Raw genomic sequence first — 24815 nt, forward strand, 5'->3', positions numbered from 1 at the left:
TAGCTCAGCCAAATTGGTAATGTCTAGACCGATTATTTAAGTTTTGTCAAGCTTCGATTTTCTCTACAGAGAAGCTAGCGTTATAATAATTAATTTTAGCAGAGGTAAAAATGAGCGAAAAAAGCCCAGGATACAAAATTGTTAGCGATAACCGACAAGCGCGCCATCTCTATGAAATTATAGAGACATACCAAGTGGGCATCGAGTTGAAGGGAACCGAAGTCAAATCTATTCGGGAAGGCAAAGCCAATTTGCGGGACGGATATGGTTTAGTTCGGAACGGGGAACTGTGGCTCATCAACGTTCACATTTCGCCTTGGAGAAGTGCTAGCAACTATTTTAATCACGAACCCCGCCGCACCCGTAAATTGCTGATGCACAAACAGGAAATTCGCAAATTAATCGGCAAAGTCGAAGAAAAAGGCTTGACTTTAGTGCCGTTAAAAATGTATTTGAAAGGCGGCTGGGTAAAACTGGATATCGGGTTGGGTAAAGGGAAAAAACTGTATGACAAGCGTGAAGATTTGAAGAAACGCGAAGATAAGCGGGATATGGAAAGAGCGATGAAGCAATTTTAGTCATCCCTCATTGTCATCCTTCATTAGTCATCCGTCATTAGACATCTCCGAAAAAAAACTGCAACCTTTGCCACTCAAAGGTTGAAATTGAATTTCGGAAGATGTTTATTAGTCAGGAGTAATTAGTAATGAGTGATTAGTGATTGTCCCTAGTGATTGATTATTTTTGCTCGCGTTCGATTAATTACTCATCATAATATTTCTCCATATCTCCCCTTGAGGATTTTGAGGGCTTTCATCGTCACTACAAACTTAAATGAGAGTTATTTCACCGGAGTCCATCCCATCGGCTCTCCTGGCGTTGTGCTGGAAACGTTAGTGTGAGCGTCTCCCTCACCGAGGCTTTCGGACTCCTACCACAAGAAGTTTTATTTTTATTATCGCCTAAAACTCAGGCGAGCCATCTTATCTCCTAATACAGTCGCATATGGGCGATGCTCGTCGCCCAGGTAAGTATTATTACTTATCGATCGCCAAAAGTCGTGCCTTCTTCCGGGCTCCGGCTTCCCGGTTCTTTTTTTCTGAAAATATCCGGATGGATTGTGGAGTCCCATGAATGATTAACCTATGCTCGAATACATCTGGGTAGCGGGGCTTTACCCAACCATTCGGCTGTGGACTGACAAACTCTTATGAGAAATAAGCTCAAACCTGAGTCATTTCGTAAGATTATGACGCCATTAGGGTGGCAATTAAATCTGGCAAACAAAATATCGCCCAACTCTCAAGTTAAAAATGCTAAAAATCACACCATTAGCTAACATTTTCAATGCCATGAAAGAGCCAGCAAAAAAGCATCATAACTCCAAGTGGGGAGCCTTCTTGCTGATGCTAGCAGTAGGCTTTGGCGGCTGGAAAATTGCTTTGCCGGAACTGGCATCTTTTTTTAATAATATTGCGTTTGAAAACTACAAAGCCAATCGAGTGGCGGATACTCAAAAAGCATATGAGTTAGCGCTCTGGGTAGATCCAAAAAGCCGAACAGCTCTTTACAATTTAGGATGGCTTTGCGAAGAGGTGCAAGATTTACAATGCGCCCGAGGAAAATATCTGCAAGCTGCCAAACTCGGTCTGCCTGCTGCTTACAGCAATCTGGCTCGATTATATATAGTTGATCAAAAAAACTATCCGGCTGCGGTTCACTTCCTGTGGCAAGGTTTGAAATTAGCTGAGGATGATCGAGTCAAATATTCTTTACTCAAAAACTTGGGATGGGCTCGCCTGGAACAGGGTCGATATTCAGAGGCATTGCAACATCTGGATGAAGCCATTAAACTTGATAGTGAAGGACCAGCAACTTACTGCTTAAAAGCCCAAGTCCTAGAAAAGATGAAAAATACTAAGGCAGCGCTACCGCAGTGGAAAATTTGTCTAAAGTATGCGGATTCTCAAGAATTCGATGAGGATATATGGATAGGGATGGCACGTCAACGATTAAACGAGGAAAAAACAAATAAATGAAACGCACAGTTTTGTTTTCATCAACCATACTGGCAATTATAACGGTACTGGAGCTAAGTCAAGCCTCAACAGCACTGCCAACTCCTTCGACTGTTAAAATTACAGTTAATGAATCCGTCGAAACGCCGTTCGACTCCAATCAATCGACGTGGCGGCGGTGCAGAGATAGAGATGGTGGAAAATATCCGTGTCCCAGATTCATCCTCCCTCGGGAGAGCGAAAAATAAGAGTTATTTTCAATAAATTTTGTAGAGTGTACCCTCACCACTTTACAGCAACAGGTATGTAGTATGTAGTAGTAGTATGCAGGGTGCGCCGTCCGCACCTTATAGCATTTGAGATTTGAGATTAAAAATTGAAGAATTGGAAATAACTTATGGCTATAATGGTTTGCAGCTTGCATAAAGCTGCATTCTTTTTTTGCACTGATATAACTCTTCATCATTGCTGGAATCCGCACCGGGCGGGGAAAAAATCCCCGCCAGCAATTCTATCTACTCGCCCTCCGTCAAAGCTGAATCTTGCTGCTGCTGATGCGAGTTGCTATAAAAACTAGCAATAATCGCCACCATCAACCACCACAGCATATTAACTTCTGGCCGATACCAAACTGTATCGACAAAACCGTGGGCCATCATGCCGGCTAAAGTTGCGATCGCCCCAATCAACCAAAACCCCTGATTCGATTTGAGATTTTGGATTTGAGCTTCTTTCTCTAAACTAGAGATTTTAAATTGTGAATCCCGCAGATGTTTGATCTGCAACAAACCTTGATTGACGGTGACAGTCATCAGCCAAAGGAAACACATTAAACCGACAAAACCAGTTTCCACCGCAATTTCCAGCAGCACTGAATAAGCGCTCAAAGCAGTGAATTTCGGCCTCATATAAAGCGGATAAACTTTATTAAAAGCAGTGTTTCCCGGCCCAATTCCGAGAATTGGTCGATCGCGAATCATGTCAACCACCGCCGTCCAAACATTAATCCGAAAATTGTTGCTGCTGTCACCTCGGCCGATAAACATACTCGAAACTCGATCGCGCAGAGGCTCCACTAAAGCCACTCCCAAAATTAAGGCTCCCGCCAAACCTCCTAACCCTAACGGCAGCGCCCAAGTCCGCCAGAACCGAGGCATCAAAGGGCTGTACCAGTACCACAGCAGCACTAAAAATACCACCAGTAGAGCCACAAAACCGATCCAAGCACCCCGGCTGTCCGTGTAGCGCAAACACGCGCAATTCACCACCAGCATCGTCAGCGCTAAAACTTTTGTTCCCCATCCTTTCCACACAAAAAGTGCGGCGGCGCTCAATGCAATGGCCGGCAGCAAATAGGAACCAAGCAAGTTAGGATTTCCCAGAAAGCTGTAAACTCGCGTGACATTGGCTTGAGTAGAAGTCGGATCGTTCCAAGTAGCTAAGGGCGGCACTTTGTCAATCCACTGCCGCACGCCGTAGAAACTGACAATTAAAGAGACGTTCAAAAATACGGCAATTAACCACGATCGCCAACGGGGATCTCGCAATATCCGAGCCATCAGCGCAAAAAACAGCAAATACAGCGTTAGCTTGCTCCAACCAGTAGCAGCGGCGATTTTGACCGGCGACATCGCCGTTGCGACAGTGGCTATGCCCCAGTAAAGCAGAACCAGCAAATGAATCGGCGTGAAGGGGATCTCGCGATCGTCCGAAACAGTCAGCAGTACCCAAAATGCAGCGCTAGCCGCCATCAATACCCCTACCAAGGCATTGTTTACAAACGGCGCCAAACCGAAAGTCAAGGCCAGCAAAACAAAACCCAAGGGTTCGGCCCACTGCATCAGCCAGCTACTCTGCCGCCAACTGCGTAAAGAGCCGATCGCCAAATTGAATAAATAACTTCTACTTTGCCACTGAGAGAGCGGCAAATTTGCCAGAGTTAACTGTTGCCAAACTGAATTCATTTTTAGATTGATTATTGGTAATTGGTAATTGGGAATTGGAAATTGGGAATTGAGTCTAAAAGCATCGACAATTGGTAGTAACTCCAATCTTGCACCATTCTCCCTTAATGCTTTTCTGGTCTGCTCCACAAAGAATAAGTTTCTTGTGGGGGGTACGCGAGCCCGCGCATAAAAACCTTATTGAGAATGGTGCAACATCTCAGTATTAATTAACAAATGACTTGTTTCTTCTTCCTTCTTCTTTCCATCCGTTACATCCGTTAGAAAATCCGTTGCCGAACTTCCTTCTTCCTTCTTTAGCCTTCCAACAATTCCGTAGCATTTGTGCAGGGCAGCCAGAGCACGTAGCGATACCCAGATTCCGGGGTTCCTTGAATCGAGAGTTGACCGCCTTGAATTTCCACCAATTGGCAGCAAAGCAGCAGCCCCAAGCGTTCCCGCGCCCCGTAACCAGCTAACACCGGTGCGGTATCTTCTGCATTCTGGGCCACCAAAGCCGCCAACTCAGAAAACGCCAGCGTTAATCGCTGCGAACCCTGTGTCGGGAGTGGCGCTTCGACTCCGGGGGAGTCGGTTTCGGAGTGCAATGGCGAACCGCTACCAGATCCGGCGTTCAACAAGTAGTCGGTGTAGAGTTTAGCATGGGGCAAACTTTCCCCTAACCAAGGATGAAAAACCCAAACTCCAATGTTGATACCGTCTTCTTTCCGAGAAACGTGGACTCGAATCACGCTGCCTGCCCCAGCAGATTGAATAATGCTAAAAATTAAGTGGTGCAGCATTTGCTGAACCTTATCTTTATCTACCAACCAGATGCGGGGGCCCGGGCCCATCGACAAATTAATTTCTTGCTCTCGTCTACTTGCAGTCGGCGACAGGATGGTCACAACCTGCTGACACAAAGTTTCTATATCGACTGCGGTTCGCTTCAAGGTGAAAGCGGAATCATCTAGTTCTGCCAGTTCCAAAATTTCTTCAACTAGCGATCGCAAAGAGCGGCTGCTGTCTTGGATCACGTCAATATATTCTTTTTGCTTGCTCGTTAAGGGGCCATAAATTTCTTGTTTCAACACGCTTGCCATGCCGAGGACAGAAGTGAGCGGTGTGAGCAATTCCTGCGCTAAATTATTGAGCAGTTTTACTTTAATTGAGTTAGTAGACAAATCGATAGGTTTGTTAGTCATCGCTAATTTTTATTGGTTCATTGTCGAGCGAGGGTTTGCGGTTTATTAGACCTATTCCAAAAGTTTATAACAATCTGTTTATAATTCACCACAAAAAAACGTAGTGAAGAAAAATATATATTCCTTCTTCCCTAGAAGCTCTTCCTTATCGGAGTAGTTAAGATTTAATCATTGCTTCTAAAGCTGATTGCAAGTCTTGAGTGAGTTCGGCAACTGCTAACCTGCGGCTGGTTTGATATCGATCCCAACGATCGCTCACTGATATGGGTTCGCCCACGGTCATTTGTACCTGCTGTTTGCCCAACTTCGGTCTGCCGAAAGGATTTCCCCCTTTGATGCGAACCAGTACGTCCCACAGCAGTAAAGTTGTTTCTGCCAAACGTTCTGCTGTCAGTTGTTCTGCGACGTACCTGCCCGTGACGGACACGAAACTTTCTACAAGTCTCATGTGCCACATCCGAAGACTTGCTTCTTCAGCGAGGCGATCGGCTAATCCTCTTTCTAAGGGAGAAAGTGCTGCAATATCTTTAATATCTTCTCGATAAATATAGTCCCAGCCTGCTTGTTCCACACGGCGGCAGCGGTCTATTAAACTGCCTTTGGGCTTTAAGTTAAAATATTCTTCGGCTACTTGCAAACCCACGTCTAACAAAGCTTTCAGTCGAGCCATCATTACTTCATTGCCCGAATCATTTCCCGTTTTTTCGGGTAGCGATAATGATGTTAAAATAGATGTTTCAGGCTGTAAATTTTTATGATAAAAACGGCTGTAAAACTCTTCCATTACTGCTAGCAAATGGCTGCCAAGTCGAATCAGGCGCAGATATTGGAATTTGTGATTGTGGTTTTCGGTATCGGGATTGGCAGTCTCTAAATTAGCGATTTCGGTGCGTTCTAAGGGTGGCAGTCCGCAATCAATTTCTAATTGAGTTAAAAGTTTTTCTAGGGGTTGCCAAGGTGGGTTGACATAGCGGTATTGAATGCCGATCGGCACAATTAACACTTTTTCATCAGTGCGTTCGCCTTTTAGCAAATCTTCAACGCACCAGAAGCCCATTTGAGCAATTCCCGGCTCGAGGGGGCTAACTATTTCATTGTGACCGTTGGTGGCGCCTTCTGGGGCGGCGGCGATCGGGAATTGGCTGTTGGCAAATAAATTGCGGGCAGATCGCAATCCGAGGCGATCGATCTTCCCCCGAACAATCGGAGTGCCACCGAGTTGGGAATACAACCAGCCGACGCCCGCACCGGCCCACAGGGGAATGCCGCGATCGTAGATAAAGTGGGAATGTACCGGGAATTGCAGGGGAATGCCTTTGGCGCGCGCTGCCTGGGGAACGAGTTTCCAAATTAGTTGTCCCAAACAGTAGGGATCGTCTGAGTTGGGGTGGCGGAAGGCTAGCAAGAAGCGAACTTTCTGATTTTGAAATTGGTGGAATAGTTCGGCGAGGGTTTCGACGTTTTCGGCTTGAACGTGGCTGATACTCGTCCGAAATCGCAGCCACCAGGGGAATATTTGCTTACAACCTTGCATCACTAGAGGGTTGTAGGCTGGGGGTATGAATTCCAGCGGCGGCTGAACTTGGCTAATTGAATTGGGCATTTTGGGATTTTAGATTTTAGATTTTAGATTTTAGATTACTAGCCTGCGGTAAAAATTTCCAATTTTTAGTGATTTCTTACTTTTCGGACTTATGCACGAGTTCTCAGAAACGAGATTTTTTTCCGAGAAGACGGGTTAAGGCACGCCGAAACGGCCAAAAACCCGCTTTTTTTGGTTTTGAGGCGTAAGTCCTGACTCGATCAATATTTACCTAGAACGACTAAAGAATGAGAATTAAATAACTTATACAAGGAAAGTGGGGTGTCGAGTCCGCCCTTTTTGGACGGGCGGGACGCCCATCCCACAATAACAATTAAAATTGTAAGTTATTTAATTCCCGATCCTAAAGAAACCGTGTTTCTAGCCCAACCGCGTAAGTCCTGTCACTAAGATTTTCGCAATCCAAAATCCAAAATCTAAAATCTAAAATCCTATTGTGCGGCTTCAAATATCATTTCCTGGAAGTTAATGACATCCGATCGCGGATCGCAGTGGGTGACTTTGACTTCTAGCCGATCGCCTATTTCGACCGATCGACCAAATCGCATTGCCAATTCTAAACCCAACTCTTCCAATAAAATCAATCCCAGATTGCTGTCTTCCCTCAACCAGCGCAGCATTAAAGCTTCCCAAACTTCATCGGGGTTGCGCCGCAAATATTCCAATCCCCAATAGCGGTTTGTTTGGCGTTCGACGGTAGAGGCTTCTTTAACTGCGGTGCCGAGACACATTACAATGTCCTGTATTTCTTCAGCGGAAAAAGGCAGTGGTTCGCCGCGCAGGTGGGCTTTGATTTGGAAGTGAGTCAGCAAATCGGTATAGCGGCGGATCGGGGAAGTAACTTGAGTGTATAATTCCAAGCCCAAGCCGGCGTGGCGTCCGGGGGTGAGGCCCATTTCGCTGCGGGGCATACACCGACGCACGGCGCAAGCGCGGGCTGGGCCTGCGGGAACGGCTAGCAGTTCTTCATCAGGAGGAAGTTCGGGCTGCGGCTGATAGCGGTAGGGTATGGGCAGGCTGTGGGCTTGACCGTAGCGGGCGGCTAGTTCACCTGCTAAAATCATCATTTCGGCTACTAGCATCCGGGCTGTGGAGTCGTCGATGACGTGGATTTTGATGTCGTCGCCGTTGACTTTGATGACGGATTCTGGCATAAAAATGCTGATTGCGCCTTGGGCTTCCCGCCATTTTTGGCGCAGTTTTGCTGCTGAGGCGATCGCTGCTATTTCCGGTTCTGCTTCGATTCCCAACTCCAGCATTTCGTCTACGTCATCGTAGGTCAAGCGGTAGGTGGGTTTTATGGTGCTGATGTGGATGCTGTAATCTTGAGCCGCGCCGATTTCGTCTAAGGTGACGCTGAAGCTGAGGGCGCTGCACTCTTGGCCTTGAATTAAACTCATTGGCCCGGTTGCCAAAGCTGGGGGAAACATGGGGATCATTCCCGTGGGCAGGTAAACCGTAGTGGTGCGCTTTCTGGCTTCGAGGTCGAGTTCGTCTCCGGGGGAAAGCAGGCGGGTGGGATCGGCGATGTGTATCCAGATCCGCTGCTGGCCGTTTTCGAGGAATTCTAAGCTGAGGCCGTCGTCGATTTCGGTGGTGCTTTCGTCGTCGATCGTGTAAACCTTGAGGTGAGTTAAATCGAGACGATTTGTGTCGGAGTCGGTTGGGGGATTTTCTAGGCAGCGTTGGGCCACTTCTAATACCTTTGCGGAGAATTGTAGGGGAATTTGGCTGCGCCGCAAAAACAGGTTTTCGTGGGTACTCCACAGGCCGAGATCGACTAGGAGGCCAAATGCTGCTTCGGGGTTTTCGGACCGTTGTAAGCTGGCTAAAGTTTCTAAGGCTGGGGTGCGGTGCGTTGCTTCTTCTCCGAGGAGGGCAAAGCGTTCTAGGGCGTCGAGGCGAGTTCGATCGCTGTGTTCCCAATCTACATTTTCCCCTGCCAGCCGCTGTTTGACTCGATCCCAAAATCCTTGGGATTCTTGGTGTCGCTGCTGTTCTACTTCTTGCTGGTGTTTGATTTCGGCTACTTGGGCTGCCGGTCGCGGTTCGTAGCGATCGCCCTTTTGTTTGAAATACAGTTTGTCTGTTGATAGCAAACAGTAAGCCGCGTAACACTGGGCCGGACTACTCTCAGAAAATAGCAGTATTGCCAGGGATTCGGGATCTGCTGTTTCTCCGTCACCGACTAAAAGTTCCCAAGCGACTTCCAAACTCGACGGATCTGAGTAGGCTTCTACTTCTTTGAGAAATTTGGGAATGTCGGAGGGTTTGTAACTTTCTCCGACTACTTCGTAGGTGATTTGTTTGGGCGGTATGCTGTGCGGTTGACCGTTTTCGTCTACCACGACCCAGTTTTTCTTGCCGTCGGGGCGATCGGCAACTGCCAGACGGCGGTCGCCGTGCACTCTAAATTCTACTAACGTTCCCTTCTCCACTTGCCAGCTTTATATTTGAGATTTTGGATTTTTACAGTAGCCACTTATCGAGTTTCGAGCTTGCGATTTTAGATTTTGGATATTGGCAATTTTTCTGGTCAATTGTGAAAGTTAAAATCTAAAAACTTGTTTTTTATTCTTGCTTTTTTTTTAACTTTTGACTTGTGATTAAGACTTGCGCTGCGGCGACTCTTAACCCTATTTCGCGATTTTTTCGCTGCATTCTTTCTGCACTATTAATAATGACAGAAAGACGTTCTTTTCGCGCAAGTCTTATTCCCAGTCCAAAATCTAAAACCCAAAATCCCAAATCCTGTTAACCTTCTTGGTTTACGAAGGGCATCAAAGCTACAATTCTTGCTCTTTTGATGCTTCTGGTCAGGTCTCGCTGCTGTTTTGCAGTCAAACCGGTAATCCGGCGGGGCAAAATTTTACCGCGTTCTGTGACGTATTTTTTGAGCAAATCGACATCTTTGTAGTCGATCGGGTCTCCTGGTTTGATGGGCGAAACGCGCCGGCGAAAGTAAGTCATGGTTTGTTGTTTGTTGACTGTTGTTTGTTGACTGTTGATTGTTAGTTTTTAGTTATTAGCCGTTAGTTGCTAGCCGTCAGGAAAGCATTGGTTAGTTATCTGCTTTTCGCGGATCAATATCAATTGCCAACAACTGATAACTGATGACTAAGGACTAATGACTAATCACTACTTGATCTCTTTGTGGGCCGTGTGGCTGTTGCAATGGGGGCAGAACTTTTTGAGTTCCAGCCGCGCCGTCGTGTTGCGACGGTTCTTGGTGGTGGTGTACCGAGACACGCCTTTGGAGCGTTTGCTTACGTTTGTACGGCACTCAGTACACTCTAGAGTAATTATGATGCGGACGCCTTTAGCCATAATTCTAAATAAATTTCGACTAATTTAAACACAATTTATTATCTTCTCACATTGCTCTGCACTTGGTCAAGCAATCTTCTAACTTTGATGTCGAGGGAGTAGCCGCGGCGGGTTCCGACGACCATCGTCCGGCCGATGCGATCGTGGAAAGCTTGGGGAAACCTTTCGCCGGAGTTGAGGGCAACGCTACAGTCGATCGCCAGGGGCAGCATCAGCAGCAAAACGGCGGCGTTGGTAGATGTGATCCCAGTTATACCTGCGAAGGCTAAGGCGGCGCAAATGCCCAGCAATGCCTCGCGCTTGCACAGTTCTTGCACTCCGGGAGTCCGTAAGAATATGGTATCGGCAATTTTCATGTCCAAAGCCCAGCGCCCGAGACTTTGACCTTGGTTTTTCCTGACGATGGCTACGCGCATGATCAGCCACAGCAAAACAAAAAATATGGTTTGGACGATCGCATTATTGCCCAGAAGCAAACTGGGCAGCCAAACTGCGATTCCGTCGATGCAGAAGGCCGCTGCGCGGCGGCCGAGGGATACTTTGGGAAGGAGGGGTACTAAATCGGAACTCATAGGCAAAAAGGTCGATCGCCACTAGCTACTTTTTGATTTTAAGCTCTCGATTAATCGATCGGCATCAATGGCGCGTAACCGAACTTCCAAGCCAACCGCTAATTATTCAAGCTGAAAATGGATTTTCGCCAATTCCCAACTGCTTTTTCGAGTTTTCCACCTCTTCCCAGAGTTTTTGTATTTGAGTAAATGCCTGTTCCACAGAGATTTTACCGTTAGATGTCAAGGAACTGATATAACCCACTCGCTGAGAAAACTCTTGTAAATTCGCATTAAATACCAAATTCTCTGGCTTTACTTCACCGTAATAGCGATTTTGAGGATATAAAAAATTTGAATGTGCTACCATTGCTTTAACCTCGCCTGAAAACTTGTTTCCTGAACTAATCAATAATATTATAAACCGGGATTATCTTCTAAAGTTGTGCCGTAAGTAGCAGAAATTATGTGATATTGAGCGAACTTTTTTGTGATGGCAATTACACGGACATATCGGGGCGACAAAAACCTCAGTGATTTCACGTGTACAATTTAGGCAGGCGGGGTCAACAACCAGGTTTATGCCTTAAGGCTTATAACTTCGGATTTGGCGTCCAAACCAGGTTTTTGTTAGTCGAGGACTGAGTTATTGAAATAAGTGACAAAAAAACCAAAAATGGATAATATTATTGCAGACATCAATAGTTAGATTTTTAGTAAAAAACTGCATAATGTTTGCAAATGCGCGATCGCCCCGTCCCAAACCCCGGCTGAGGCAAGTTTTAATTAGACTTGGCATCGCCGTAATTGCTGCTGTTATCGCCTTCAACATTCCTCACTCTTTAATTCCAGTGTTTAAAGAATCCGTATCCCAAGCAACGCCGCCACCAGAAATTCAGAACGTGCTCGCCGGCAAGCGCAAAATTGTGACAGTGGGCGACAGCATCACCGAGGCTGGGAAATACCCCGGAGGTTACGTTTGGCTGCTGCAACGCTATCTGAATGCCCTTTATCCCGATCGCCAAATCGAAATCGTCAACGCCGGAATCTCCGGTAACAAGGCGACTGATATGCAAGCGCGCTTCCAGAAAGATGCGATCGACCAAAAGCCAGATTTAGTGATGATTAATGTCGGAGTCAACGACGTTTGGCACGCTTTCTTCGACTTCCAAAACATTCAGTTTTATCCGCAAGGCAACTTGCCCACGGGAGTGCCACTGGCAGAATATCGGGAGAAAATAACTCAAATGGTGCTGGCGGCAAAAGCCGCAGGAATTCGAGTTGTACTGCTTTCTCCTACTCCTATCCGCGAAATTCTCGACGGCCCAGAAAATCGCCGATTGCAAGAGTATATTGCCGCGATGCGAGAAATTGCGGTGCAGAATCAGTGCTTGTTTATAGATTTGAATGCGCCTTTTCGGGAAGTTATTGGCACGTATCAAAAGCACGCAGGTAAAACTCTGAATTTGTTGGCCGCAGATGGAGTTCACCCGAATCCGTCGGGCTATCGAATTATGGCTTTTACTATTTTGCGAGGTTTGGGAGTACCCGCAAAGGATATTGAAAATTTGGAAGTCAAAAAGTGAATTTAGTTAATTGTTGAGTGTTGACTGTTGAGTGTTGACTGTTAATTGAAAGTATTTAGGGTACAAGCCACCTGATTTATATGTGGGTAAATTTTTCAAATCTAACATCACTCAATCGGTGGATGATACCGCTTCAACCAACAGCTACCAATAATAACTAAGGCCACCACAACTATAATTTCCGTCCAAAAAAATGAAAGGAAATCGCTTGCAGTTCCCACCGGAGGCACTCCCGGTTGAGCATTGCGAATCGCGGGAAAAGCAAACAGCATGACAGCAGTCCAGCTCAGCATTCCCACTTCCGGCAACTTGCCTGATTTCATCACTTTTAATGCTAGCAAAAGCGCCATTACTGACAACACCCACATGATGACAATAATCACTAAGGCAAAGAATTTGACCGGGAGCGATCGAGTTGCAGAAACATCGATATAAATAAAGATAGATGAATTCTCCTCCATCGGCTTATAACTGATGTCGAAACCTGGAACGTCGGCATTAAACTTAAATTCCAGCGGCACGGGATTCAGTTCAAAGGGAGCAAACTTTTTACCAATCGAAGGCAGCGGGTCAATCGAAATAGCTACTTTAGCAATGTGCCTGTCAAACGGGTAATTGTTAATTTTTCCTTTGACTAAGTTAAACTTCAATGCAGGGACAATCATCGGTTTGCCTTCTTTAAAGGTAATTTCCGAATCCTGTACGTTTGCGCCGTTAACTGTCATTAACAAGTCTTGAGCCGGGTAAGTTGGCCCTTTTTTATAGATACCTTTGAGTTCAAACTGCAACCGGGCTTCTAATTCATTTTTAATGGGATCAACGGCAATTACTGTCATTTTGACCTCAACCAAGCCTTTGGAGGCTACAAGGCTTTCAGGAGAGGGATTGTAAGGCTCTTGGGCGTTAGCATTGTGAGAGTAAATAGATAAGATGATTGCGAAAATTGCGAGAAAAGTGCTAATTAAAATAAGTATTTTTTTGAAATTAAATGTGTTGATAGTTTGCATTTATTATGATATTTTACATCTTGAATAGTTGTTAGCACTCCCGGCAGTCCGCCAGGGGTTTAAACCCCTGTCTCATAGCTAAAGTCGGTTAAAACCGACTAAAGAAAGTCGATCGACAATAAATGTGGGTTTTAGTCCTCTTTTAGAGGACTTTCGCTGTGAGACGGGGGTTTTCAACCCCCGGCGGGTTGTGGCGATTATCGACGCAAGAACCAGGCGAATCAACGCGCAACTACGAACCGATAGGAAGCAGTACATTTGGTGTGAAACTGCCGTGCAAACCGTAGGGAATGTGCTGTTTTAAATGCAAGCGCGCTACAGGGCCTTTGGTAATATCGCGAGCATCTAAAATCACTAAGGTCGATCGATGATGAGCTGCATCATACATTAAAACCAGCAGCCAGCCGTCATCCTCCGCAACAGCATCGGGACGGAGAACAAACACCGGTTCCCCCGCAAAACCACGCGGTGCCGCACTCCAAATTTGCCTTTCACCAGTCACGAAATCCATTTTGAGGATAGCTTGCAAAGGAGCATTCCCAGTGGGAGCATCAGCAGCACCGATGTAAAGATATCGGTAAGGTTGTCCGACATTATTCGGATGCAAAGTGGGAAACTCGCAGCACCTAGTTTCAACAACTTGATGCTGTACCGTTTTGTCTTGCAAATTTAACTTAAAGCGCCACAATTCGCCTGCGGGAACACTCTCGAAATCAACCTCGCGAAAATCGCCGTCGGCCTCTACAGTGGGAAATGATTCGTAACAAACTGAGTCAACAAAAACTTCGTCTCCTTCTTCCCATGCGTTGCAGTGGTGGAAGACAAAACAAGGTTCGGTTTCTAATATCTTTACCTCGTCAGTGCCGTTGCGGGGAATTAAAATTGCTTGCGTTGGCTTGTTTGGCGAAAATTGAATGCACTGGGATGCACTCCGAAATCCTAACACGAAAAGCAGCGGATTGAAGCTGACGGGGTTTTGGAAGAATATGCAGTAATTTGGGGTAATTACCATGTCGTGCAGGAAGGCAAAACCGGGTATTGCATGGGCGTGACGCTGCAAAAGTTTGCCACTTTCGTCGAGTTCGTAAATCGTGATAGTACTCGACAAACCGGGCTTGACAGAAAAGTTTACTAATCTGTCTCCTGCTCCATTTTTCCCTTTTTCAATTCTGGGGTGGGCGGCGAAGGCTTCACCGGGTTCCAAGATGCCGTCTAGGGTATCTAATCCGAGTGTTTCTAAGGTGCGTGGGTCGAGTCTGTAAGGCTGTGCGGCTTCCCAAAGTGCTAGCAGTTTGTCGCCCCAATAAATGATGTTGGTGTTGGCAATGTTTTTGATTTTGACATCAAAGATGTTGGCTAACCAGCCGCCAGGTTTCTGTGTGCCGAAAACGCCTCGGTGGAGGATTTTTCCGGCTTTTTGTTCGGCGAGATAGCCTTCTGTGCGGACGAATCGGTTGCGGAAATGGGCGCGGCCTTCGGATATTGCGATCGCACAAATCATCCCGTCACCGTCAAACGGGTGGTGGATGCGCTGGCCGTTGACATCCAATAAGCCAGGCCCGTTGCGAAAGAATGTGCCTTGCAAGCCGGGGGGGATTTCGCCTTCTATGTCGTCAATCCAGTAGTCGGATTCGTTGGGTTGGGATTCGTAGCCGCGCTGCCAGTCTTTGCGATCGTATGATACGTTTTGGGCGGCTGTTTGAGGTTGAGAAATCTGTAAGTTTGGCATTTGTAGAATAAGCTTTTATTGATTTAACCGCAGAGGGCGCAGAGAGAAAGGAGGTGAAAGAAGAGGAAATAAAAGTAGGGAGATTTTTGCAGTGAATTGTAGTTCTAATATCTAGAAGTTCAATATCTTTCTGCTGTCTTACTTCTTCCTTCTTCCTTCTTTTAATCCGTTACATCCGTTACAAAATCCGTTGCCGAACTGCCTTTATTTACTCTCTGCCGTGCGGCTTTGTGACCTTACTGTCGGTACTAAGTCGGGAAAGTATTCAGGCATGAAATGCTGTCCGCCTGGTTTGGAACTGCCCAGTTCTGGTTCTAATACGGGAAGTGACTTTTGATTGTTTTGAGCGCCGCTTTCTGTACTATCGGCGGGCAGCCAATTTAAGAACGGTAGCGGCAGAAGTGTGGAGAGGTTTGTGATGATGACTAGCAGCCAGAGGTTATCGAAATTGCGATCGGTAATTCCTAGCAAGTGGGTTAAAAGTGCACCGCCTTCGTGGGACAAAAGTCCTGCTAAATTTGTGACTGACATCAGCAGCGCAAATAAAGTTGCTTCAACGCCTGGGGGACACAAGCGGGCGGAGAGTACCAGCACCGGCATATAAGCAATTTGTCCGATTACTGTCAGGATTAGGCTGTCTCCGATGCTGAACCATTGATCGTCAATTCCTAAAGCTCGGTTGGCATGAGTTACTAATAATAAAGTAGTCATGCCCAAAGCAGCCGCAAGGACTGTTGACCAGCCAAAAATTACTCGAAATGGAACTGTTTTGAGGAAGCGCTGAAACAGCCAGACGCCGGCTAGGGCTGCAATGCTGGTAACGAGGCGCACTCGGCCGAGAAATTCGGGTTGAAAGCCTAATTCGTTGGTGGTGAAAAAGAAGAAGGCAGAGTCTGAGCTTGGGGTAGCTTGCCAGAGGAATAGAAAGGCGGTGGGCAGCCAAATTGTTTTTTGGGTAACAGCTTGCCTTAGTTGTTTTAGTTGGTCTTTGACAGTTTCAAAGTCGGTTCTTTTGTTGGTTTTTTCTTCGGCAATTAACCAAGCTGTTGCTGATACAATTAGCGGGAAAGATGCGGTGATTAAAAATATTGTGTGGGTGCTGAAGTGTTGCAGCAGGGAACCGCTGAGGTAGGCGGTAATTAGTCCGCCGAGGGCTGCAGCACCCCAAGACAAGGATTGCAGGGAACCGGCGTCGGTAACGGATTCTTTTCTGGCCCTTTCGACTACCAGGGAGTCGGCGATTACGTCGCTGACGGCGAGGGATAGGGAACTCAGGGCGATCGCGCCTGTAGCTGCCAGCGGTGTGTGTACAATTGTTGCGAGGCTCACCCATGCTAAGGTTCCCAGCAGCCCGGAGAGGACGATGTAGGGGCGTCTGCGGTAGCCGAATATCGGCAAGCCGTCGGACATGAACCCGAACACGGGTTTGATAATCCAAGGCAGGGCTACGACGCCCAGCATGGCTGAGACTTCTGCCGGGCTCATGCCGAGTTCGTCTTTGAGAAAGAAACTGACGGCTAAGCGGGCTAGTCCGAGGATGCCTTGGACGAAGTAAATCAGTAAGATGGCTATGAGTTCGGGGGTTGGCTCATTCCCAAAGAATACTTTTTCTTTTAAAGATTCTTTGAGTTTGCTGACGCCGGAGGGGGAAACGAGCATTTGAGCAATATTTCTTAATGAATCTCAATATTTATAACACATTCTTAATGAGTTGGGGGAACTGCCGGAGGTGGGAGGCGAGAGTGGCGGGGATTTGGTAAGTGCTATAAGATTGTATTTATCTTGCAATTTAAGCGTGTTTTGTAATAATAAAAACAGAAAAACGCACCGCGCGCGAAGGATGCCAAGCAAGAGAAATAAGAGAAAACTCACAACTGCTGTCAGCTCTGTTATATGATTATCGATGCTAAAAATGTGCCTGAAATTACGGGTTCCAAGTATCCTCAAGAATTCCAATCTGCTGTTGCGGGGAGAGTTAAAAAACGCTTGGGCGATGCTGCCGGCTTGCAGAATTTTGGAGTAAATTTGGTGAGACTTGCGCCGGGAAGTTGTTCTGCTCTCAGGCACTGGCATACCCGGCAAGATGAGTTAATGTATGTTCTGGAAGGGGAAGTTACTCTGATTACAAATTCGGGAGAGCAAGTGCTGAAACCGGGTATGGCGGCGGGTTTTCGGGCGGGGGATGAAGACGGGCATCATTTAGTTAACCGCTCGAATGCAGATGTTGTTTATCTGGAAATTGGCGATCGCACTCCCGGAGATAGTGCCGAATATCCCGATGACGATCTAATGGCGAAAGGTAACGGAAATAGTTGGATTTTTACTCGCAAAAATGGCGAGGTTTATGAGAGTTGAAAATTTATGAGTCAAGTGAATCTTTGGACTTCGGCGGAACACGCTTTGTGGTATCTTGCTAAAGCTGATGGAATTCCTCACCGCACTGAAGGTGAAGCGGTTTTGTTGGAGGAAGTGCCGAAAAATGTTAAGCGAATTCTGGATGTGGGTACGGGAGACGGGCGGTTGCTGGGTCTGCTTAAGTGCGATCGACCAAATGTTGAATGTGTGGCGATCGACTTTTCGCCGACAATGCTGGAAAAAGCCAGAATTCGCTTTGCTGATGACCAGAATGTCACGGTAATCGAGCACAATTTTGATGAATCGCTGCCGGATTTGGGCAAGTTTGATGCGGTGGTTTCTAGTTTTGCGATTCATCACGTAATGGACGATCGCAAACGTTCGCTTTACGCCGAGATTTTCGAGCTTTTGGAACCCGGAGGAATTTTTTGCAACTTGGAACACGTAGCGTCACCAACTCCCGCTTTACATGAGAAATTTCGAGAGGCGCTGGGTATTAGTCACGAACCCGAAGATCCGTCTAATAAATTGCTGGATGTGGAAACGCAATTGCGCTGGTTTAGAGAAATTGGTTTTACTGATGCAGATTGTTATTGGAAGTGGCGGGAACTCGCTTTATTAATTGGGGTGAAACCTGTTTAAAGCATTTCGTGCAAATTCGCCGATTTAGGTAACGACACGGCACTGCCGTGTCCCTCAAACTTCACAGACAAGCTGTCAATCAAAGTCGCTTCTCGCCACAGATATGGGTAAGGAAACGGCAGTGCTGTGTCCCTAAAAATCTCACAGACAAGCTGTCGAGCGCTGATACAAGTGTACAGTAGAAAGCAAAATCCAACCGTTTTTTTTTACCTGCCATTCAATGACCTAAAATTACCAAATTAAGCGCATTTTTCGACCACTGATCGGGAAGATTTGATGCAGCAGTTATCTGATTGCCAGACTATTTTGGGCGTTATTTCATAAGCTGTTTACCACTTACGATCAAAAATATAAAGAATATGCCATAATTTAAAGCCCCCACTAAAAATTCCCAAAAATCTGCCCGAACTTGGTCGCAACCATGCGGGGCTGTACCGCAAAAACCAGAAGCAAACATCAAGACCAATGTAAGAAGAAAGGTTGCAATTAATCCCAATAAACCAATAATGCTGAAAAGGTATCCAATAAATTGTACTGTTTTCATTACTTACTAATATATGTGGTAATTGTCTCTTCTATAGTTTAAACAGCACCTTACTGCGTTAACTCCTAATCTTGCATTCCTTTAACATAAATTTATTTAATATCTGTTGAGCGTACTATTGTTTAAGTCGATCGAATTGATGCTTGGGTTGTAGAAGGGGTGCCTCCGTCCCTGCCCCCCTCGCGAGGATATGCGTTGTGCAAGCCTTCGACGCAGGGGCTGTCGGTTGAGTACCGGAGGTCGGGAGAATACTTTTATTATGTTGGGGAGTATGCAAGCGCGATCGGGCTGGGGGGACTGATGTGGACGTGTGTTTTGGCGGGAATATACGGGTAACAGAGATATCACTTTGATGGGATTTGATGGGTTTGGGCGATCGATAAGGAAAATTTCTATGGATTAAATTAAATCCGGTACTTTAGGTTTAATTCGGCGCTCGTACCAGTTCATTAATGGGGTGGAAGTAATGCCGTGCAAAACCACAGAAATTATGATTGTTGAAAAGGTAATCCAGGCAATTCTTTCGGCGATTTCGCCTTTTAAACCCTGAGCGAAAGCATAGGTAAGATAATAGATAGAACCTACACCACGAATGCCAAACCAACCGTAAAGCCAGCGATTGGCGGGATGCAAAGGACTGCCGAGCGTACTAATCCAAGCTCCCACAGGTCGGATTAAAAAAATCAACAATCCAGCTACTAAGAGGGAGTATCCTCCATAGGCCAACATAGGTTCTAAACGCAAAAGCGAACCTAATAGTAAAATAGTTGCTACTTCCATTAACTTTTCAATGCGCTCGGTAAAGTGCAGTTGAGAAAGCGGTTTTTCTGGGTTTCGGTAACTCCGCTGCACGACAATTCCTGCTACAAAAACGGCGAGAAATCCGTAGCCGTTGACTACTTCTGTGAGGGAATAGGTGAGCAGAATTGCGCTGAGAGCAATGAAATCTTCCATTAATTGATCGGCCGATCGATAGCGTTGGAGTTGGCGATCGATCCAGGTGACGCCTTTAGCTACTAAAATTCCCATAGCGATACCTGCGGCGATCGCCCAAATCAAGTCAACTGCTACCCACTGCGAAAACCAGTTCGCCCAATTGTCATCTTTTAGCGCATAAATGCCGAAATAAACAAAGGGAAAAGCTAAAGCATCGTTCAAACCGCCTTCTGATGTTAAACCAAAGCGTAATTCATCGCGATCGTCTATATCAGCTAACTGAACTTCTGAGGCTAACACTGGATCAGTAGGAGCGAGAATGGCTCCCAATAAAATCGCCGGGCCCCAATCTAATTTCACACACCAATGACCGATGGCGGCTACAGCAAAAATCGAAATAGGCATTAAAAAACCGATCAGTCGGGCTGTCGAATTCCAAGCCCAAAATTGCAGCGGGCGATTCATTTTTAAGCCGCAACTGAACAGAGAAACAATAACTACAAATTCTGTAAGTCTTTCTAAAAATTGAGCTTCGGGACGCAAGTCAATCAACTTGATGCCGTAGGGTCCCAATCCGATACCGACAACTAGATAAATTAAAGCATAAGACACCGGCAATCGCGAAATCCATCCAGAACCCAAGGTGACTGTCAGCAGGAGGATGCCAATAACTAGCAAGTTGAGAATGTAATTATCCACAGGAGCTATCGCACTTTTAATCAAGTTTACCAAGTGCAATTTTTACATATAAAAGCTTCTGGCGCATCCACCGCCCGCTAGATTCACCTATCCTCCGAAAGTTGCAGTTTTTATGCTAAATGACTAACAACTAACAACTAACAACTCACAACTAACAACTCACAACTAATAACTCACAACTGCTGACTGCTGACTACTGACTTTTTTCGGTAGCGATGATGTGCAAATCTACGTGTTTGAGCGATCGCACTAACTGTTGAGTCAAAGAACCCCGCAGCAGCAAATGCCAGCGGGATTGCTGGCTTTCGCCGATCACAATTTGAGTAACGCGATACTGTTTGGCTACCTCCGAAATCGCTTTGGCTATATTAGTACTGTTTACCCGCAAAAATTGCCCGTTAAATTCTTGACACAGTTTCTCACAAGTTTCAACGTGCAAGCTTTCTGCTTTTGTTAAAAATCTGTCTGGATCGTTGACAAACACAGCATAAAACGGGGCATTCATGTAGCTAGCAATCCTCGCGCCCCGCCGCAGCAGTTGCAAGGAATTCGGATAAGTCGAGATGCACACTAAAACTCGTTCGTGAATGTTGCAAGATTGACCTTTTAAAGTTGCTGCATCGTCTTCCACATTGTCTGCGACTTCTCGCAGGGCGAGTTCTCGCAAAGCAATTAAATGACGGCGCTGGAAAAAGTTTTTTAAAGATTGTTCAATTTTTTCGGGAGCATAAATTTTGCCTTCTAGCAACCTTTCTTCTAAAGTTTCCGGCGTAACATCGACAACGACTATTTCGTCAGCATCTTCGAGAACGCGATCGGGCACTCGCTCTCGCACTACAACTCCGGTAATTCGAGCTACTAAATCGTTGAGACTTTCTATGTGTTGAATGTTGAGAGTAGAGAAAACATCTATCCCGGCATTGAGAATATTTTCAACATCTTGATATCGCTTTTCTCGCAGAGAACCAGGAATATTTGTATGAGCCAGTTCGTCTATTAATGCTAATTGAGGACGGCGTTCTATAACAGCATCCGTATCCATTTCGGCGAGCATTTTTTCCGCGCGCCGCATTTGTTTTTTAGGCACTATTTCTAGTCCATCGGCCTTAGCTGCTGTCTCTTTCCGCCCGTGAGTTTCTAACAGTCCAATTACCACATCAATGCCTTCAGATTTGAGCGTGTGTCCTTCTTCCAGCATTCGGAAAGTTTTGCCCACACCGGGGGCCATGCCGATAAATATTTTGTGCTTTCCCCGGCGGAGGGTGCGATCGTAAGTGCGGTTAGGCTGGGCATAAACCGCGTCTGGATTGTTAGTAAGTTCGCTAGAGTGAATCATAGCTGAGTAGTGAGTTGTTAGTTGTTAGTTGCCAGTTGTCAGTTGTCAGTTGGCGGTTGTCAGTTGTCAGTTGCTACAAATAACAAGCAGCAAATAACTAATGACTAATGACTACTGACTACTAACTGTCAACTATTGTAAACGGTCGAGAGCCAAATTCAGTTGGAGGACGTTAACTCCCGGTTCACCGAAAATGCCAAGAAATCTGCCCTCTGTATTTTTTGCTACCAACATTTCTACTTGATTGAGATTGAGCAAGCGCACTGTTGCTATCCGCTGAATTTGCGCGCTAGCTGCCTCTATGCTAATGTGCGGATCGAGGCTAGAACCAGAGGTGTAGACTAAATCTGCCGTTGGTTTGATACCAGCTTTGTTGAGGCGATCTAATTCAATTTGCACGCCCTGAAAACCCTCTTTCTCATTACCTCGTTTCAGCAAATCAGAGTTGCTGGTAGCTAGGTTGCTAGCCCCCGACATACCTGTTCTCTGACTTAAGTTATCTGCCTTGGTCGGGTCATAATCTTCGGTTGCAAAGCTGCTGTAATTTGTGGTACTGGGGCGGCTCCAAAAATATTTAGCCGAGCTGAAGGTTTGACCTATTAAGGAGGAACCCACGACAACTCCTTGCTTAGTAATTAAGCTGCCGTTTGCCTGCGGGTTGAAGGCAATTTGACCAATTACTAGCAGGATTAAAGGGTAAATAATGGCTGTAATTCCCCACAAAACTAGGGTAAGGCGAAGGGTTCTAATTATTTCTCTCATAAATTACCTCGCTCGGTTATTTGCTAACGGTTAATTATTGACTAAAATCTTTCCGGCTGAAAGATGACTACAAACAGGTAAATAGAAAGGGCGATAATCACCAAACCCAGGAGACTTAAACCCCAGACCGCTTTTCGGGTCAAATCTTCACCCCCAACCGCGTAAACAGCGGGGGCAATTATCGCATTGAAACACATTACCAGAAATAGCTGCACTGGGATAGGATGGCGCTGCCAAAGCATTTGCACTAACTCAATAATTTCTTGGAAATCTCTGGGAAAAATATCATTCAGCAAATCATTCCGTTTCATAAACTCTCCTTATTTTGGAAATAAATATCTGTCTTTCTATTGGAGGATTTTTCGGGTAAAATCTAGGCATATCTTCTGGAAATGGATTCCCCGGCAGAGCCGGGTAACGAGATTAACTGGTGTATCCGTGTCAAAATTCGTGTCGTGCTTTCCCGATCTATGCTAGCCCAACGGCGGCAATCAAAACATCAATAACTTTGATAGCAATAAACGGCGCGACTGCCCCTCCCAATCCGTAGATTAAAATGTTCCGCTGCAACAGTTGATTTGCGGTCAGCGGTCGAAATTTTACCCCGGTTAATGCTAAGGGAATTAAAGCGGGAATAATCAAAGCATTGTAAACTAATGCCGACAAAACCGCCGATTGACCGCTGGCTAAACCCATCACGTTCAAAGCGCCAACCGGGGCAAACATTGCCGGAATAATTGCAAAATATTTAGCGATATCGTTGGCTAGGGAAAATGTAGTCAGCGCGCCGCGAGTAATCAGCAATTGTTTGCCAATTGTCACTAAGTCGATTAGTTTAGTAGGGTCGGAATCTAAGTCCACCATGTTCGCTGCTTCCTTTGCTGCTTGGGTTCCCGAATTCATCGCGAGTCCTACGTTTGCTTGCGCTAGTGCGGGTGCGTCGTTGGTTCCGTCTCCCGTCATTGCTACTAATTTGCCTTCTGCTTGTTGCTTGCGAATTACTTCGATTTTGTCTTCGGGAGTTGCTTCGGCAATGAAGTCGTCAACGCCGGCTTCGTCGGCAATTACTGATGCTGTAATTCGGTTATCTCCGGTGAGCATTATTGTGCGGATGCCCATTTTTCGCAGTTGGTCAAATCGATCGCGAATTCCCGGTTTGATGACATCTTTCAAATAGATAATGCCGTAGGTGTCGCTGCCTTGACAAACGCCTAGAGGTGTGCCGCCAAGTCGCGAAACTCGCTCGTAAGCTGCATCCAGATCCGGCCCTTCATTGCCCCCGCGCGATCGCACAAAACCCTTCACCGCATCCACCGCACCCTTGCGAACCTCCGTCCCATCGGGCAAATCCGTGCCAGACATCCGCGTTTTTGCGGAAAAATCAAGCCCAGTGGCGTTGGTGCGATCGAACTCCACCTGTGCGCCCAAATTTTGAGCCAAACGGACGATCGACTTTCCCTCTGGAGTGTCGTCAAACACGCTGGCATCGAGGGCTACCTGCGCCACTTCTTGCAGTGAATGACCGTTTACCGGAATGAATGCCTCGGCTAAACGGTTCCCCAGCGTGATCGTCCCCGTTTTGTCCAAAATTAGCGTATTCACGTCGCCGCAAGCCTCCACGGCGCGTCCAGAGGTCGCTATCACGTTAAACTGAGCGACGCGATCCATCCCCGCAATGCCGATCGCGCTCAGCAAACCTCCAATGGTTGTTGGAATCAGCGCCACCAGCAGCGAAATCAGCGTCACCACGCCCACAGGGGTTTTCACGTAATTTCCCACGGGCGGAATCGTCGAAACCACAATCAAAAATACCAGAGTCAGCACCGCCAGCAGCACCGTCAGCGCGATCTCGTTCGGCGTTTTCGATCGTTCTGCGCCCTCTACCAGCGCGATCATCCTGTCCAAAAACCCCTTGCCGGGGTCGGCCATCACCCGCAGCGTCAGTTCGTCGGAAAGGATGCGCGTCCCGCCGGTGACGGAACTGGCGATGTCCGAACCCGGTTCCTTGAGCACCGGGGCCGATTCGCCGGTGATCGCAGATTCGTCTACAGATGCGACACCTGCGATCACTTCGCCGTCGGCAGGAATGACATCGCCTGCGATCACTTTAATTTGGTCGCCGCGTCTCAGGGATGTCGAACTAACTTCTTGAATTGAACCGTCTGGTAAGAGTTTGCGGGCTGTTGTGTCGGCTTTGGTCGATCGCAGGGCATCTGCTTGCGCTTTGCCGCGCCCTTCCGCCACCGCTTCGGCAAAATTAGCAAATACCAAAGTGAAGAACAAAATTAACGTGACTAAACCGTTGAAAACTCTCTGATTTTCGCCGGGAACCGGGCCGAACAGCGTCGGGTCGATCGTTAATAATGCAGTCACAATTGTGCCAACCCACACCACAAACATCACCGGATTTTTCAGCATCACCTGCGGGTTTAGCTTGAGAAAAGCTTGTTTAAAAGCTCTTTGATAAAGGCCTTTTGTATTTGCTTTCGGCGTGTGCTTGCGAGATTCGCGAGAGCCTCTAGCAGGTTTTTTTGGGGAATCAGGGGTATTGGAAGAAGCCATATCGATTGGG

General features: G+C 46.6%; 23 protein-coding genes. 6 read left to right on the forward strand and 17 right to left on the reverse strand.

From position 1 onward, the window contains the following. Window positions 1-110: 110 nt before the first annotated feature. From smpB to QUB77_RS11180, 3 genes are all read left to right on the forward strand, one after another. Complete coding sequence (smpB, locus tag QUB77_RS11170) at window positions 111-578, forward strand: SsrA-binding protein SmpB (RefSeq protein ID WP_006631384.1); 468 nt, start codon at window positions 111-113, stop codon at window positions 576-578. Between the two features lie 735 nt (window positions 579-1313). Beyond that, window positions 1314-2039 (forward strand): tetratricopeptide repeat protein, encoded by a 726-nt coding sequence (locus QUB77_RS11175; RefSeq protein ID WP_333173926.1) that lies wholly within the window; start codon window positions 1314-1316, stop codon window positions 2037-2039. Continuing rightward, window positions 2036-2266, forward strand: coding sequence for an Osc7112_2153 family protein (locus tag QUB77_RS11180; RefSeq protein ID WP_333173927.1), 231 nt, complete (start codon window positions 2036-2038; stop codon window positions 2264-2266). Before QUB77_RS11175 ends, QUB77_RS11180 begins: the two co-directional genes overlap by 4 nt. Before the next feature lie 267 nt (window positions 2267-2533). Here QUB77_RS11180 and QUB77_RS11185 read toward each other — a convergent pair whose 3' ends face one another. The 8 genes from QUB77_RS11185 to QUB77_RS11220 all read right to left on the reverse strand — a co-directional run bounded on the left by QUB77_RS11185 (window position 2534) and on the right by QUB77_RS11220 (window position 11017). Further along, window positions 2534-3982 (reverse strand): IctB family putative bicarbonate transporter, encoded by a 1449-nt coding sequence (locus QUB77_RS11185; RefSeq protein WP_333173929.1) that lies wholly within the window; start codon window positions 3980-3982, stop codon window positions 2534-2536. Between the two features lie 296 nt (window positions 3983-4278). Continuing rightward, window positions 4279-5166: a histidine kinase dimerization/phospho-acceptor domain-containing protein gene (locus QUB77_RS11190; RefSeq protein ID WP_333173932.1), complete on the reverse strand. Its 888-nt coding sequence runs from the start codon at window positions 5164-5166 to the stop codon at window positions 4279-4281. Between the two features lie 157 nt (window positions 5167-5323). Continuing rightward, window positions 5324-6769: a 1-acyl-sn-glycerol-3-phosphate acyltransferase gene (locus QUB77_RS11195; protein WP_333173934.1), complete on the reverse strand. Its 1446-nt coding sequence runs from the start codon at window positions 6767-6769 to the stop codon at window positions 5324-5326. Between the two features lie 431 nt (window positions 6770-7200). Further along, window positions 7201-9207: a ribonuclease R family protein gene (locus QUB77_RS11200; RefSeq protein ID WP_333173937.1), complete on the reverse strand. Its 2007-nt coding sequence runs from the start codon at window positions 9205-9207 to the stop codon at window positions 7201-7203. A 316-nt stretch (window positions 9208-9523) separates the two neighbouring features. Then, window positions 9524-9739, reverse strand: coding sequence for a 30S ribosomal protein S18 (gene rpsR / locus QUB77_RS11205; protein ID WP_006631377.1), 216 nt, complete (start codon window positions 9737-9739; stop codon window positions 9524-9526). A gap of 168 nt (window positions 9740-9907) precedes the next feature. Beyond that, window positions 9908-10096, reverse strand: a complete 189-nt coding sequence (gene rpmG, locus QUB77_RS11210; protein ID WP_006631376.1) for a 50S ribosomal protein L33 — start codon at window positions 10094-10096, stop codon at window positions 9908-9910. 38 nt (window positions 10097-10134) lie between these two features. Further along, window positions 10135-10668: an RDD family protein gene (locus QUB77_RS11215; protein WP_333173940.1), complete on the reverse strand. Its 534-nt coding sequence runs from the start codon at window positions 10666-10668 to the stop codon at window positions 10135-10137. A gap of 106 nt (window positions 10669-10774) precedes the next feature. Beyond that, on the reverse strand, window positions 10775-11017 hold the full coding sequence (locus QUB77_RS11220) for a DUF7219 family protein (RefSeq protein ID WP_333173942.1): 243 nt from the start codon (window positions 11015-11017) through the stop codon (window positions 10775-10777). 361 nt (window positions 11018-11378) lie between these two features. Here QUB77_RS11220 and QUB77_RS11225 point away from each other — a divergent pair, with 361 nt between their 5' ends. Continuing rightward, complete coding sequence (locus tag QUB77_RS11225; RefSeq protein WP_333173946.1) at window positions 11379-12233, forward strand: SGNH/GDSL hydrolase family protein; 855 nt, start codon at window positions 11379-11381, stop codon at window positions 12231-12233. A gap of 107 nt (window positions 12234-12340) precedes the next feature. Here QUB77_RS11225 and QUB77_RS11230 read toward each other — a convergent pair whose 3' ends face one another. The 3 genes from QUB77_RS11230 to QUB77_RS11240 all read right to left on the reverse strand — a co-directional run bounded on the left by QUB77_RS11230 (window position 12341) and on the right by QUB77_RS11240 (window position 16628). Next, entirely contained in the window at window positions 12341-13240 is a 900-nt protein-coding gene (locus QUB77_RS11230) for a DUF4436 family protein (RefSeq protein WP_333173948.1), read from the reverse strand. A 232-nt stretch (window positions 13241-13472) separates the two neighbouring features. Next, window positions 13473-14969, reverse strand: coding sequence for a carotenoid oxygenase family protein (locus QUB77_RS11235; protein ID WP_333173950.1), 1497 nt, complete (start codon window positions 14967-14969; stop codon window positions 13473-13475). A gap of 204 nt (window positions 14970-15173) precedes the next feature. Next, complete coding sequence (locus tag QUB77_RS11240) at window positions 15174-16628, reverse strand: folate/biopterin family MFS transporter (protein ID WP_333173952.1); 1455 nt, start codon at window positions 16626-16628, stop codon at window positions 15174-15176. A gap of 234 nt (window positions 16629-16862) precedes the next feature. Here QUB77_RS11240 and QUB77_RS11245 point away from each other — a divergent pair, with 234 nt between their 5' ends. Beyond that, window positions 16863-17324: a cupin domain-containing protein gene (locus QUB77_RS11245; RefSeq protein ID WP_333173954.1), complete on the forward strand. Its 462-nt coding sequence runs from the start codon at window positions 16863-16865 to the stop codon at window positions 17322-17324. A 6-nt stretch (window positions 17325-17330) separates the two neighbouring features. Then, window positions 17331-17966, forward strand: a complete 636-nt coding sequence (locus QUB77_RS11250) for a class I SAM-dependent methyltransferase (protein ID WP_333173956.1) — start codon at window positions 17331-17333, stop codon at window positions 17964-17966. Between the two features lie 313 nt (window positions 17967-18279). Here the strand turns inward: QUB77_RS11250 and QUB77_RS11255 are convergent, their stop codons facing one another. The 6 genes from QUB77_RS11255 to kdpB form a co-directional block, all read right to left on the reverse strand. Continuing rightward, window positions 18280-18510, reverse strand: coding sequence for a hypothetical protein (locus QUB77_RS11255; protein ID WP_333173958.1), 231 nt, complete (start codon window positions 18508-18510; stop codon window positions 18280-18282). 399 nt (window positions 18511-18909) lie between these two features. After that, entirely contained in the window at window positions 18910-20178 is a 1269-nt protein-coding gene (locus tag QUB77_RS11260) for a sodium:proton antiporter (protein WP_333173960.1), read from the reverse strand. A gap of 160 nt (window positions 20179-20338) precedes the next feature. Then, entirely contained in the window at window positions 20339-21481 is a 1143-nt protein-coding gene (locus tag QUB77_RS11265) for a universal stress protein (protein WP_333173962.1), read from the reverse strand. 132 nt (window positions 21482-21613) lie between these two features. Next, window positions 21614-22243 (reverse strand): K(+)-transporting ATPase subunit C, encoded by a 630-nt coding sequence (gene kdpC, locus QUB77_RS11270; RefSeq protein ID WP_333173964.1) that lies wholly within the window; start codon window positions 22241-22243, stop codon window positions 21614-21616. 41 nt (window positions 22244-22284) lie between these two features. Next, on the reverse strand, window positions 22285-22554 hold the full coding sequence (gene kdpF / locus QUB77_RS11275; RefSeq protein ID WP_333173967.1) for a K(+)-transporting ATPase subunit F: 270 nt from the start codon (window positions 22552-22554) through the stop codon (window positions 22285-22287). Window positions 22555-22711: 157 nt separating this feature from the next. Then, on the reverse strand, window positions 22712-24805 hold the full coding sequence (gene kdpB / locus QUB77_RS11280) for a potassium-transporting ATPase subunit KdpB (protein WP_333173969.1): 2094 nt from the start codon (window positions 24803-24805) through the stop codon (window positions 22712-22714). Window positions 24806-24815: the final 10 nt, after the last annotated feature.

It is taken from the genome of Microcoleus sp. AT9b-C3, assembly GCF_036705485.1.
Classification (GTDB): Bacteria; Cyanobacteriota; Cyanobacteriia; order Cyanobacteriales; family Microcoleaceae; genus Microcoleus.

Bases quoted from the DNA above. Each gene is read 5' to 3' on its own strand.
- smpB (WP_006631384.1), top strand. From the start codon at position 111: ATGAGCGAAAAAAGCCCAGGATACAAAATTGTTAGCGATAACCGACAA.
- QUB77_RS11175 (WP_333173926.1), top strand. From the start codon at position 1,314: ATGCTAAAAATCACACCATTAGCTAACATTTTCAATGCCATGAAAGAG.
- QUB77_RS11180 (WP_333173927.1), top strand. From the start codon at position 2,036: ATGAAACGCACAGTTTTGTTTTCATCAACCATACTGGCAATTATAACG.
- QUB77_RS11185 (WP_333173929.1), bottom strand. From the start codon at position 3,982: ATGAATTCAGTTTGGCAACAGTTAACTCTGGCAAATTTGCCGCTCTCT.
- QUB77_RS11190 (WP_333173932.1), bottom strand. From the start codon at position 5,166: ATGACTAACAAACCTATCGATTTGTCTACTAACTCAATTAAAGTAAAA.
- QUB77_RS11195 (WP_333173934.1), bottom strand. From the start codon at position 6,769: ATGCCCAATTCAATTAGCCAAGTTCAGCCGCCGCTGGAATTCATACCC.
- rpsR (WP_006631377.1), bottom strand. From the start codon at position 9,739: ATGACTTACTTTCGCCGGCGCGTTTCGCCCATCAAACCAGGAGACCCG.
- rpmG (WP_006631376.1), bottom strand. From the start codon at position 10,096: ATGGCTAAAGGCGTCCGCATCATAATTACTCTAGAGTGTACTGAGTGC.
- QUB77_RS11215 (WP_333173940.1), bottom strand. From the start codon at position 10,668: ATGAGTTCCGATTTAGTACCCCTCCTTCCCAAAGTATCCCTCGGCCGC.
- QUB77_RS11220 (WP_333173942.1), bottom strand. From the start codon at position 11,017: ATGGTAGCACATTCAAATTTTTTATATCCTCAAAATCGCTATTACGGT.
- QUB77_RS11225 (WP_333173946.1), top strand. From the start codon at position 11,379: ATGTTTGCAAATGCGCGATCGCCCCGTCCCAAACCCCGGCTGAGGCAA.
- QUB77_RS11230 (WP_333173948.1), bottom strand. From the start codon at position 13,240: ATGCAAACTATCAACACATTTAATTTCAAAAAAATACTTATTTTAATT.
- QUB77_RS11235 (WP_333173950.1), bottom strand. From the start codon at position 14,969: ATGCCAAACTTACAGATTTCTCAACCTCAAACAGCCGCCCAAAACGTA.
- QUB77_RS11240 (WP_333173952.1), bottom strand. From the start codon at position 16,628: ATGCTCGTTTCCCCCTCCGGCGTCAGCAAACTCAAAGAATCTTTAAAA.
- QUB77_RS11245 (WP_333173954.1), top strand. From the start codon at position 16,863: ATGATTATCGATGCTAAAAATGTGCCTGAAATTACGGGTTCCAAGTAT.
- QUB77_RS11250 (WP_333173956.1), top strand. From the start codon at position 17,331: ATGAGTCAAGTGAATCTTTGGACTTCGGCGGAACACGCTTTGTGGTAT.
- QUB77_RS11255 (WP_333173958.1), bottom strand. From the start codon at position 18,510: ATGAAAACAGTACAATTTATTGGATACCTTTTCAGCATTATTGGTTTA.
- QUB77_RS11265 (WP_333173962.1), bottom strand. From the start codon at position 21,481: ATGATTCACTCTAGCGAACTTACTAACAATCCAGACGCGGTTTATGCC.
- kdpC (WP_333173964.1), bottom strand. From the start codon at position 22,243: ATGAGAGAAATAATTAGAACCCTTCGCCTTACCCTAGTTTTGTGGGGA.
- kdpF (WP_333173967.1), bottom strand. From the start codon at position 22,554: ATGAAACGGAATGATTTGCTGAATGATATTTTTCCCAGAGATTTCCAA.
- kdpB (WP_333173969.1), bottom strand. From the start codon at position 24,805: ATGGCTTCTTCCAATACCCCTGATTCCCCAAAAAAACCTGCTAGAGGC.